Origin of the sequence: Belliella kenyensis, from assembly GCF_022549675.1 — a bacterium.
Lineage (GTDB): Bacteria > Bacteroidota > Bacteroidia > Cytophagales > Cyclobacteriaceae > Belliella > Belliella kenyensis.
This window is the reverse complement of sequence record NZ_JAKZGR010000017.1, coordinates 1-12,772: the sequence shown is the minus strand read 5'-3', so window position 1 is coordinate 12,772 and position 12,772 is coordinate 1. Positions and strand designations below refer to the sequence as shown.

Genomic DNA, 12,772 nt, shown 5'->3' with positions numbered 1-12,772 from the left:
ATCCCTTTTTTTGCATGACAAATTAAAATTGTACCAATATAATTTTAACAATAAAACCTAAAATAATGAGTACAATTACTAAACATGCAAGACTTCTTGCCATGGCACTGATCACTACGCTGGTCTATGGTGCATGTGTAGAAGAGGGGGGAGATCTCCAGCTTCCAGAACCAGGAGAACTGATTGCCACGTCAAGCACAAGTAGTGTGATGGCGGGAGAGATAGTGACCTTTAGAGATCAATCTACTAAAGTTCATACCAGAAGATGGAGTTTTCAAGGAGGTACTCCAGCGGTATCAGAAGACGAAGAAGTTGATGTGATTTTTGAAAGAGGTGGCACATTCATAGCTACATTAGAGGTGACTTATATAGATAACCTCACTGACTCCAAAACTTTTACCATAGAAGTGGAGGGATTGCCAGAGCCAGAAGTACAGCGGATAGGATTTTATACAGAAAATCCAGCGATTACAGAAATGGTCAGTGTAAATATTCAAAGGAATAATCAGTTTACTATTACTGAAGTGGAGACTAATGCCTTTGAAGGAACCAAGGCATTGGCACTTACGATAGATGGATCTTCTGATTGGGCTATGGCATCGATTACTCCACAGTCTGGACCTGTAGATCTTAGTGATTACGAGGATGGTTTTTACAATGTAGCGATGAAATCTACTAGCAATGGAGAATTTTTGATTAGGTTTCAAAGTGCAGGGCAAAATGCAATCTTGAAATTTACCGCATCAGGAGAAGAATACGGATTCAAAAGAGATGGCAACTGGCACAAACTTTCCATACCTATTGCAGACTTTAAAGCTGCCAACAATAGTTTGAATTTGAGCGCAATCAACAACTTGCTAGTATTCAGAAGCGAGGGGGATGTTAGAAATGCCAATAACTATGATTTTTATATTGATGATTTCTATATATCTAAGTAGAATGAGCATTGAATTGTCCCGGATTGCAAATCCTTAAAAATAGAAATAAGTAAAACCAAAATAACCAATCCAATGAAGTTAAAAATACTCACGATGATCTGTGGGCTGATATGCTTGCTTGGTCAAGCATACGCTCAGCAGAGTAGAATAAAAGGAAAAGTGATAGATCCAGATGATGGGTTAGGAATACCAGGAGTCAATGTAGTGGTGGAGGGTACTAACACAGGGACGGTGACTGATATAGAAGGGAACTATGAAGTAAGTGCTGAATCTAATGCTGTTTTAGTTTTTTCTTTTGTAGGCTACCTTACTCAGAGAGTAGAAGTAGCAAGTCGATCTATTATCAATATAGAACTAGGGACAGATTTACAAGCATTGTCTGAGGTAATCGTAGTGGGGTATGGTACTCAGAAGAAAAGTGATATCACTGGAGCTGTCGCATCATATAAGGCTGAACAGCTTGAGACAATGCCCACAGTTTCACTTGGCCAAGCATTACAAGGAAGGGTGGCTGGCTTAGCAATAACTAATTCAGGGGCAGGTGTAGAAGGAGATAATATAAGCTTGCAAATTAGAGGAAGAAACTCCTTGGCAGCAAGCAGCGAGCCATTTATCGTATTGGATGGAATACCTTATAATGGCCGAATTTCTGAAATCAACCCCATGGATATTGCATCTTTAGAAGTATTGAAAGATGCATCTTCAGCGGCGATTTATGGTGCTAGAGCAGCAAACGGTGTTGTATTGATCACAACCAAAAGGGGGACTACGGGCAAAGCGAAAATTTCATATGATACTTACTTTGGAATAGATCAGATTGCAAATATTCCTGATTTGATGGATGGAAATACTTTCTACCAAACCAAAGTAGATCGGTATGGTCTTGGGTCAATCTCTCAGTCAGAGCAGATTGCTTTTGAGAATGGAGTAGACACTGACTGGTTGGGTCTTGCAACTAGAATGGGAACAAGACAACAACACAACCTTTCGATCTCAGGGGGTACAGAAGATACAAAGTACTTTATTTCTGGAAATTTAGTAGATGCTAAAGGTGTCGCAAAGAACGATGATTTACTTAGAACTACATTGAGACTTAATGTAGATACAAAGATTGCACCTTGGTTGACTTTGGGTACGAGTAACCAGCTTCTATATACAGATAGAAGTGCAAATGCAGCAAATTTCGGATCAGCATTCAACATGAACCCACTGACGACACCTTTTCAAGAAGATGGAGAGACGCTGACGATTTTTCCTTGGCCAGAGGATTCATTCTATTCTAACCCACTAGAGCCTTTCAATATTCTCAATGAGGATAAAACTAGGAGAATCATTACTCAAAATTATTTACAAGTCGATGTTCCATTTGTGGAAGGGTTGAAGTTTAGATTGAATACTGGGTACGATTATAGGTACAGAGCTATAGACACTTATTCTGGTAGAAATACCCGCTCAGGGTTGCAGCAAGGTGGAGTGGCAACTACAAATAACTGGCAGGAGGAAGATTGGATTGTAGAGAACATTCTTACGTATGACAAGAGTTTTGGAAAACATACGATAGGATTCACTGGGCTATACAGTGCACAGCAAAGATGGAGTAAAAACCATAACCTAACAGCGAGTGGATTCCCCAGCGATATCATGACTAATTTTCAAAATAATTTAGCTACTGTGTGGAATCCAAGTGACAATTACACACAATGGAACTATTTATCTCAAATGGCAAGAGTCAATTATGGATTTGACAGCAAATACTTACTGACACTGACAGCTAGAAGAGATGGATATTCAGGATTTGGAGATGCTACAAAATTCGGTTTGTTTCCTTCTGTTGCCCTTGGTTGGAACATTGACAGGGAGTCTTTTATGGAGAGTGTGGCACTGGTTACCGCATTGAAAATCAGAGTGTCTTATGGGGAAAATGGGAATCAAGCTATTGCACCTTATTCTACCTTACCTGGTTTGAGTGTTCAGAATTATTTAGATGATTTGAGAGGAACTGCATTTGGATTTTACCCTTCTGGAATTGGAGATCCAAGTTTAGGGTGGGAGACTTCAAAATCAACTAATTTGGGTATTGATTTTGGTCTTTTCGAAAATAGGATACAAGGTTCAGTAGATTACTTCATGACCCAAACAGTAGATTTACTTTTAAATAGAAATATTTCTCAAGTAAACGGGACAGGAATCATCAGACAGAATATTGGTTCGACAAGGAACAGAGGTCTTGATCTGCAAATATCATCGATCAATGTAGACCAAAGAGATTGGAAATGGACAAGTGATTTGACTTTCTCATTTTTCAGGAATGAAATTGTAGATGTGGGACTTCGTGATGAGTTAGGTAATCCAGCTGATGATTTAGCCAATAGATGGTTTATTGGTCAGCCATTGAATGTGAATTTTAGCTATTTGTTTGATGGAATATGGCAAATAGGTGATGATATAGTGAATTCCGCCCAGCCTACAGCAAGACCAGGAGATATTAGAGTCAGAGATGTAAATGGTGACGGAACTATTAATGCTGACGATCGAACCTTCATAGGTAGCGCTATACCAGATTTTATTGCTGGATTAAACAACACAGTCTCTTACAAAAACTTATCTCTACAGTTTTTTATAAGTACTGTTCAAGGCTTGACTAGAGGGAATGAGTTGATGAATCCATTTTTTGATGGCCGTACTAGAACACTGAATAGAAACTGGTGGACACCTGAAAACCCAAATAATGAATGGCCAGCAAACAGAGATGACTCTAATGCTTTTCAAGTTCAATATTTTGGAAGATCAAACAACGCCAGCTATGTACGGCTCAATGATGTGACCTTGAGTTATAGGTTGAACTCTTCACTTTTGTCTAAGTGGAAGCTGGGTAGGGCAGAAGTTTATGTCAATGCTAAGAATTTGGTAACAATAACAGACTGGGAAGGAACAGATCCAGAGTTAAGCAGCCAGAGATCTATTCCTTTTGTGAAATCATATATTGCTGGATTTAGAGTACAATTTTAACTGGTCAAAAACATGAAAAAGATATTATATACAATCATCATATTGATCCTTGTGGGCAGTACAGGATGTGATGAAGAGCAATTCTTAAAAGAAGACCCTAGAGATAACCTGTATGCTGATAACTTGTTTGGGACTTTTCAAGGTTTTAGGTTAGCTACCAATGCTTTATTGGATTTTGTCCGTGATGAGCGAGAAGATAAAATCCAATCTGCCGAGCTCGGTTTTGCATGGAAGATTGGGGTGGATAATGGATGGGCAAATACCGAACTATCATGGACTAGAGGACTCAATCAATATAATATAGAATTGAATCCAGAGATGCAGCTACTCAATGGAGACACAGCTGGCAATCCTGGTATATTTTTATTGATGTATCGAGCGATCAACTCCGCAAACATGATCATCGCAAGAGCTGAAAACCCAGCAGTAGATTGGGAAGCTACTTCTCCAGAAATGGAGTTGCAAAACAAGCAATTGATTTTGGGCCATGCTCATCTTATCAGAGCCTGGGCGTATAGACACTTGGTTTATAGCTTTGGGGATGTTCCTATATCTACAGAGGAGATCAATGGGTTGAATTACAAGAATGACTGGGAGCGAAGACCTGTTAGAGAAGTCCAAGAATTGATCGTAGAAGATTTGCTTCTGGCAGAAGAGTATTTGCCACATGTGTCAAACAGCGTTTTGAACTTATCCGGTGCTATAGCTTCGCATTATCTAGCAGAAATGTACTTATGGATGGATATGCCCGAACAGGCAAGAGATAAAGCGTCTACAGTGGTTTATGGTGGTGATTTTTCACTCACAACTTCACGCTTTGGAGTAAGAGCCAATGAACCTGGAGTACCTTTTATGGATCAGTTTTATGATGGAAACATCACAAGAGATCAGGGTAACAGAGAAGCTTTATGGATTTTCCCAAATTCAGATGTTTTAAATCTTCCAGGAGCAAGTTCTAACTCTATGAGAAGGTCTTGGGTGATCAATTATAATGGATATGCTCCATACACTCCGGAAAATGGTGGGAGGGGAATTGGCAGACTTGCTATTTCAGCATGGGCATTTAGTATTTATGAGCCTCAAGATGATAGGTTTAGCGAATATGCTGTTAGGAAGTATTACATAGGTTTCAATGGTGATACAATCCGTACCCACATGGAGCCAAGTCAAATGAATATCAATAACAATCGATGGGCTTCTACTAGGAAATGGGATTGGACCTACAATGATCCGAATCTTTGGAATGCAAACTATGCTTTTGCAGATCAAGTCTACTTAAGAGTTGCAGAGACTTATTTATTGCTGGCAGAGGCAGAGTTTAAACTTGGTAATTTGGGTGAGGCAGCAGAGCTCATCAATCAGATAAGGAGAAGATCAAATGCTAGCGAAATTTCTCCAAACCAAGTGACAATAGACTTTATTTTAGATGAAAGATCAAGGGAATTGGTTACCGAGGAGCATAGGAGACATACTATGGTAAGGACTGGTAAATTGATAGAAAGAAATCGAGCGCACAACAGGTTTGCTGCAAACATTCAAGAATTTCAAGTTTTGTTACCGATTCCACAGCGTGTGATTGATGCCAATACAGATAGGGTAATGCCTCAGAATCAAGGATACTAAATGACTTGATCGAGGTAGTGATAAATTAAATATGATTAAAATGAAAAAATATAGCGTGATGATAGGACTCCTTCTACTAATAGGGAGTGGCATGTGGTCTTGTTCTGATTCAGGTGAAGAGCCAGTAGTAGAGATTCCAGATGACCCTGATGAAGAGGAGGACAATATTCGGTTAAAAGCCAAATTTGATATTGGCGCGGCGGTGACTAATAGAGAGCTATCAGGTGCTCAATATGCAAATACACTTCGTACGCATTATTCTCAAATTACAGCTGAATTTGAAATGAAAATGGCTCACATCTGGAAAGGTGAGAATAATTATGACTGGGCAGCAGCTGATGAAATGGTCAACTTTGCCCAGACCAATAACATGAAGGTTCATGGACATACTTTGGTTTGGTATAGCTCATTTCCGAATTGGTTCAAAAGTGCAAACTATGATTCAGCTGCATTTGAATCTAGAGTGAAAACATATATCGAAAGAGTTGTCCAAAGGTATAAAGGTAAGGTGGTGAGTTGGGATGTCGCTAATGAAATATTTAATGACAATGGTACATTGAGAAGTGAGAACTGTCCTGTATATCAGACATTCCGTGATCCAATTGCTTTTTATGGAAGGTGCTTTGCTTATGCAAGAGCTATAGATCCTGATGCCAAACTATTCTATAATGATTACAATGTTGTGTTAGCTTCTGGTAAAAGAGGGGCTATGAGACAGATGGTCAACCGCTTTCAAGCAGATGGATATCCAATAGATGGTTTAGGAGATCAATTCCATTACATGGTGTCTACGAATAGGAACACAATTAGAAATGGCCTTACTGATATGGCAGGATCTGGATTATTGATTCATATTTCCGAACTGGATATTAGGGTCAATGTGAACAGGGAAGATGACTATGTATATCTGCCCTCAGAGCAAGCAAAGCATGCAGAAGCATATCGAGATATAGTTAGTTTTTACGAATCTATTCCACAAAATCAAAAATTTGCAATTACTACTTGGGGAGTTGCAGACAATGGGACATGGTTGAGGGATTGGTGGCATCCAAAAGAATACCCTTTGTTGTTTGATGATAGTTTTCAAAAGAAAAGGGCCTATGAAGGCTTTCTAGAAGGATTGAACTGACTAAGGGAAAGTAAATTTTTCGAACCTATTTTATAACACAAAGCAAGGGGGACAATTAGACAAGTTTCCCTTGCATAATCTTGAAAGATGAATCATTTCAAATACACACTTACAATTATACTGATCACTACTGTGATTTTCGGTGTACAAGCCCAAGACACGAATGGGTTTTATGAAGTAAAAGCAAGAAAAAATGCTGATGATACTGTATGGGGTACTTACCAAGCCAAAACAGTAGATCATATACCTGCATTGAGAAAAAAGAAAAAAACTCCGGTACAAAGTAAGTATGGAGGGTGGGAGTTTATGCAGTCAGAGGGGACAGGATTCTTTAGGACAGAGAAAATTGATAATCGATGGTGGATCATAGATCCAGATGGATACCCGTTTATACATAAGGGAGTTGCAGTCTTTCGGCCTGGTAAATCTGAAAAGCAAAGGGCATCAATGAAAGACAAATACAATGATATCCAGACCTGGGCAGAAAAGGAATCGACCTTGTTGAAAGAGCATGGGTTCAATGGTACTGGAGCTTGGTCTGATGTGGATTTATTAAGACAGGTCGAAGATCCACTTGTCTACACAGTGATCGTCAACCCTATGGGGAATTACAAAACTGATCATATTAAGAAATATGGTGGTGAATATAAACAAACTGGCTGGCAAGGTTTTAGGTTTGATTTGATCATGGTATTTGATCCAGAATTTGATGAATATGTAGATAAAGCTATCGCACCAATTAGCAAATATGCTGAAGACAAGCATTTACTTGGTTATTATACTGATAATGAATTGCCTTGGAAAAATGATGCTCTTGATAGGCACCTGATGTATTTGGCTAAAGATGAGTATGGTTATCTTGCTGCAAAAGCATGGTTAGATGAACGAAAGGGAAAGAATGCGAGTATAGACGATGTTAATGATGATGACAGGTTAGCTTTTACTGCATTCTATTTTGAAGAGTACATTTCAAAAGTAAGTGCAGCTATAAAGAAATATGATCCTAACCACATGTTTTTGGGCTGTAGGTTCAACCAAGAGAAAGAGGAATTGCAGAATCCTGCGATTTTTGAGGTAGCTGGAAAATACATAGATATTATTTCAGTCAATCACTATAGAAAATGGGAACCAGACTTGGCAATGCTTGAAAACTGGGAGAAATGGTCAGGAAAGCCTTTCATTATTACCGAGTGGTATGTCAAAGGAGAAGATTCTGGTCTGCCCAATAGAACTGGAGCAGGCTGGAATGTCCCTTCCCAAAAGGATAGAGGGATTTTTTATCAAAATTTCGCAATGAAATTACTTGAAAGTAAGTCTTGTGTGGGTTGGCATTGGTTTACTTACCAAGATAATGACCCATTGGATCTTACCACAGATTATTCCAATAGGGATTCAAACAAGGGTATAGTAGATAGTGAATTTAATGCATACAAGCCTCTTATGGAATCGATGAAAACCTTTAATAATAAGGTTATTGATTTGATACAAATAATGGATAATTAATTGGGTTTATTGTTTTGACACCCTAGAGACATAGTTTCTGGGGTGTTTTTATTTTTTGCCTCAATTTTTATGGAGTAATTTCCCGAAAACCTCAATTGACTTTTATAATTCACTAAATCTTAACCTACTCAATTTCTTCACTTTCCCTCACCAGTGGCGTGCTCCACTTGAACTTAGCCGATACTGGATAATGATCAGAGTAGTCGACCTCATTGTGTGTTCTGAATTCTAATATTTCTAATGGATCGTCATAGAAAATATTGTCAATTCGTAAAAAGAAAAGAATCTTGTTATAAGTAAATCCAAAACCACGTCCGGCTTTTTCAAAAGCATTATTCATCAGTTTTCTCAACGAAAAGTAAGTGTAGCTGTAAGGTACATCATTAAAATCTCCCACTAAGATATTTGCATACGGGCTATTATTCATGTGCTCTTTCAAAACACCAAGTTGAGAAGCTCTTACAACTTGACCTCTCTTGAGTTTACCGAGGGTTTCTCTGTAGTTTTCCTTGATCCCGTCAATATCTGTCAAACCTTCTGAGGATATGGCCATCGATTCAAGGTGGGCATTATATATTCTGATAGTATCTTTCTTCACCACGATGTCTGCAAAAATTACTCCGTTATTTCTCTTTGTGTCAAACACTTTCCCCTCATTGATAATAGGATATCGACTGAATATGGCAAGTCCGAAGGATCTTTTGGAGATATTTCCATCAACTACCTGATAGGTGAATTCATATCCTCTTTCTGTGCCTATGGCTTTGATGGCATTTCTGGAAGGTGTGGTGTAGTCTTGGTAGAATTCCTGAAAACATTTGATGTCAGAGTTGTCGTCCTGAAGCCATTTGGTGATGTTTTTAGTGACCTCCTGCACGTTTTGTCCAGGCCTTGTATAATTGAGCATATGTACATTATAGCTCAATATGGTGAGGTTTGGTTCTGATTCTTTTGGAGTATTCAGCTGGAAAGTGATACCTATAAATTTCCAACCTATTGCTAATGCGATTAAGGGTAAAAAGGCTAATTTCCTTTTGGCTAAAACCAATAATACAAACAAAATAGCATTGATCACGATCAAAAAAGGGATCAATAGTGTGAGTAATCCTGCATAAGGAAAAAACTCAGGAGAGATATATACGCTGACAAAAAGGAAAACAGATACAAAAAAGATAAATCCTGCAATGAATCGCAACATAGGTAGATGATTTTAAGATCCGAAATTATGCTTAATACTCATCCTATGCAAGTATTTAGGAGTCCTTTGCATTGGTATTATCAAAAATTAAGATTTTCTATATAAATCTCATGTCTGAATAAGACTATCATTCAACATCATGTCTCTTGGGGATATCTGGATTGATAAATGTAAAACCTCTTGCATCATTGCCTTCATAAAAATCAATTTGCATCCCCATCAAAAACATGAAGTGTCGCTTTTCGATCAAAACCGGAATATCATCAAGTTCAAATTTTTGGTCTCCATCTTTTAGCTTGTCAAAACCTAATGCGTAAGACATCCCGCCACATCCACCGCCTCTGACGCCTACTCTTAAGCAGTAGTCAGCTGGGATGTTTTTTGTTGAAATGATGTTTTTAATTTCAATCTGGGCTTTCTCTGTAATACTTATCGGAATGATCATGATGTATAAATCGAATTTTTAAAGAATCGGTTCATTTGCTTCTTCAAAATTAGGAAATCCATCTTTATTTTTTCGGAATGGGGAATATTTATGATGGTCATGTAATTTTCAAACCTATTTAAATAAAAAATTAAACAAAAAATAAAAATATGGTTTTATAATAGACTAAATATCCATAGATTAACAGAAAATTTCAAAGATATGGTTTGAAATATAAGACCGTTTTAGAATATCACCCAAATATAACCTTTTTGAAGACCTCTGTGATGGGGAAGGAGATGATCTATAATACCTGCAATATTCAATATTGAATCTTTGATGAGCTAGTTAATACTCTGATATGGACAAAAACTTGTAATGAACTTATCAGACTAGACCAAAAGGCAAGGTAGCGAAATGCTGTATCAGAGATCTATTGCGTCATTTCAGTGTGTTTTCAGAAAGGTAACTTAAGACTCTATCCAAAAAAAAAACTATAAACTAATGAAAAAGTCAATCAACCGAAGATCATGGATTAAGAAATCCTTTCTTGGAATAGGTGCTATAGCATCAATGCCGAAGCTTGTAAGTGCCATGGATGTAAATGCAGCATTCCCAAAATCCAGCTTTTATGAAATCACTCCTCGGGAAGATTTCAATGCACCAAGAATGCTTGCAAGATTGTCAGCAAATGAAAATCCATATGGTCCGTCACCAGCAGTTGTCGAAGCGATAAAGGAGGCAGTAGTAACTGGCAATCGGTACGCCCATAGAGATGCATCAGACTTGATCGAAATGATCGCTAAGAAAGAAGGAGTAAGCCCGAAACACATCATGCTTGGTCCAGGGTCTTCAGATCTATTGGAGAAGATGGCTTTTGTATCATTTCCTTCTGGTGGTAATATCGTGTCAGCAGATCCTGCATACATGTCTATCATCAGTACAGCAAGAGCTTTGGGTGCAAGTTGGAAGCCTGTAAAATTAAAGTCAGATTATTCTCACGACCTCATGGCTATGAAATCAGCCATAGATAATGATACCAAGCTGGTCTATGTTTGTAACCCAAATAATCCTACGGGATCAATTACAGCTTCAGATAAGCTAAGAACTTTTTGTTCTGATGTCTCTACAAAAGTTCCTGTTTTTGTAGATGAAGCATACTTGGAGTTCTTAGATGACAGTCAGTCGCACTCTATGGTAGACTTGGTGACCAAAGGGGACGACGTGATAGTAGCGAGGACATTCAGCAAAATTCATGGTATGGCCGGCTTGAGAATAGGCTATATAGTGGCTCAACCAGAACGTATTTCAGCAATTACAGATAAGGTAAGAAGTACCATGGGATTATGCTCTACTTCTCTCAAAGGTGCTATCGCAAGCATGAGTGATGCGCAATTCACCGCAGAGTGTAAGAAGTTGAATACCGAATGCAGGAATTATGTAGTAGATAAGATTACCTCATTGGGGTACGATGTGATTCCTTCCTCTACTAGCTTTGTGTTATTTCCTATTGCAATGGACGGCATGGACTTTATGAAAGCGATGAATGAGTCAGGGGTAAGTATTCGAGTTTTCAGTATAGATGAAAAGCCATACTGTCGGGTGAGTATGGGCACGATGGAAGAGATGGAATATTTTGTCGAAACTTTCGAAAAAGTAACAGCTTAGGCCATGAGTATAGCATTACAAAAAACACTTTCTTTGATTCTACTAATTGTCCTAGGACTCATTCTAAAACGGAAATTTACCCAGCCAGAACAGCAAAAAGGGCTTAAAATGATAATATTGGATATAGCTCTGCCTGCGATGATATTCGTAGCTTTGCTTAAGATTGAGATCAATCCAGATTTATTGATTTTGCCCATTCTTGCCTTACTGTTCAATATTTTATTTTTGGTAATTTCAAAGTATGCACTACCAGTATTAGGGATAGAGCAAGGAACAGCATCTATGAGGACACTATTGCTATTGTTGCCATCATTGGCTCCTGGGCTTACATGTTTTCCATTTGTGGTTTCTTACTTAGGTGAGGATGTCCTCGCATGGGCAGCTTTGGCGGATATAGGGAACAAGTTTTTTGTATTGGTATTGGCGTACTTGTTGGCGATATCGTGGTATTACAAGCATCACCAGCTCAAAAAGGCATCAACAAAAGACAGGGTCAAACAATTATTGCTGGCGATGCTCAAAGAGCCTATCAATCTAGTGATGATATCTGCCATCATTTTGTTAAGCTTTGGGATCAATATGGAGGCACTTCCAGTATTTATTTCGGAGGCAATATTGATGATGAAGGACATGATGACCCCACTGGTGCTTTTGTTTATTGGCATAGCTGTGGTATTCAAGTGGGATCAGTTGAGGATGCTTGCTGGTATGTTATTATTTAGGGCCGGAGTGACATTTACTATTAGTGGGATTTTTGTTGCAATGGTCCCAATGCCGATTGAAGCGATTCTATTGGCTGTAGTATTTCCTCAAAGTGCGGTTAGTTTTTGGCCATTTGCACATATGTCAGCCATAAGATCAATGGAACTTGGAGATGAGTCAAAGAAAACTAAACCAACTTTTGACTTAGAGCTAGGGGTGAATTTACTAGCGCTTTCTATGCCATTTAGCACACTCTTAATTTTGGGGATATTTTCTTCTGGAACATATTTCACCAACCCATACCATATTTTCTTATTTGGAGGGATCATGTTAATCCTTTCATTCTTACCTAAAATCTCCAAATGGATCAGTACATTAGCTATGGAGGAAGAGTTGGGGAGTTTGAGCGAGCAAAAATTGAATAAAAATAACTCGATTGAGTAATTAAGTGGGGCTTATTGGAAAATTCGTCAGGAATTAGAAAGTAGGGTTTAAACTAAGCTCTACTTTCTTTTTTTATGTATTTGACCCTTGATCCACGAGTCAATTTCGGATTGAAAAAGTACAATTTAGGATTA

At 38.3% G+C, this 12,772-nt stretch carries 9 protein-coding genes; 7 read left to right on the top strand and 2 right to left on the bottom strand.

Going from position 1 to position 12,772, the window contains the following annotated elements:
* Positions 1-65: 65 nt before the first annotated feature.
* From MM214_RS15990 to MM214_RS15970, 5 genes are all read left to right on the top strand, one after another.
* Positions 66-938, top strand: a complete 873-nt coding sequence (locus MM214_RS15990) for a PKD domain-containing protein (protein WP_241296939.1) — start codon at positions 66-68, stop codon at positions 936-938.
* Between the two features lie 72 nt (positions 939-1,010).
* Positions 1,011-3,947 carry a SusC/RagA family TonB-linked outer membrane protein gene (locus MM214_RS15985; protein WP_241296938.1) on the top strand — a complete coding sequence of 979 codons (2,937 nt, stop codon included), beginning with the start codon at positions 1,011-1,013 and terminating at the stop codon, positions 3,945-3,947.
* Positions 3,948-3,959: 12 nt separating this feature from the next.
* Positions 3,960-5,570, top strand: coding sequence for a RagB/SusD family nutrient uptake outer membrane protein (locus MM214_RS15980; RefSeq protein WP_241296937.1), 1,611 nt, complete (start codon positions 3,960-3,962; stop codon positions 5,568-5,570).
* Positions 5,571-5,610: 40 nt separating this feature from the next.
* Positions 5,611-6,699 (top strand): endo-1,4-beta-xylanase, encoded by a 1,089-nt coding sequence (locus tag MM214_RS15975; RefSeq protein ID WP_241296936.1) that lies wholly within the window; start codon positions 5,611-5,613, stop codon positions 6,697-6,699.
* 87 nt (positions 6,700-6,786) lie between these two features.
* Positions 6,787-8,202 carry a hypothetical protein gene (locus MM214_RS15970; RefSeq protein WP_241296934.1) on the top strand — a complete coding sequence of 472 codons (1,416 nt, stop codon included), beginning with the start codon at positions 6,787-6,789 and terminating at the stop codon, positions 8,200-8,202.
* A 124-nt stretch (positions 8,203-8,326) separates the two neighbouring features.
* Here MM214_RS15970 and MM214_RS15965 read toward each other — a convergent pair whose 3' ends face one another.
* On the bottom strand, positions 8,327-9,400 hold the full coding sequence (locus MM214_RS15965) for an endonuclease/exonuclease/phosphatase family protein (RefSeq protein ID WP_241296933.1): 1,074 nt from the start codon (positions 9,398-9,400) through the stop codon (positions 8,327-8,329).
* 127 nt (positions 9,401-9,527) lie between these two features.
* The gene (locus MM214_RS15960; RefSeq protein WP_241296931.1) at positions 9,528-9,845 is read right to left on the bottom strand and encodes a HesB/IscA family protein; all 318 of its coding nucleotides are present in this window, start codon (positions 9,843-9,845) and stop codon (positions 9,528-9,530) included.
* Positions 9,846-10,328: 483 nt separating this feature from the next.
* On the opposite strand from MM214_RS15960, the gene MM214_RS15955 reads away from it, so the two are divergent.
* Entirely contained in the window at positions 10,329-11,492 is a 1,164-nt protein-coding gene (locus MM214_RS15955) for a pyridoxal phosphate-dependent aminotransferase (protein ID WP_241296929.1), read from the top strand.
* A gap of 3 nt (positions 11,493-11,495) precedes the next feature.
* A complete protein-coding gene (locus tag MM214_RS15950; protein WP_241296927.1) occupies positions 11,496-12,638 on the top strand; it encodes an AEC family transporter in 1,143 nt (380 codons plus the stop codon).
* Positions 12,639-12,772: the final 134 nt, after the last annotated feature.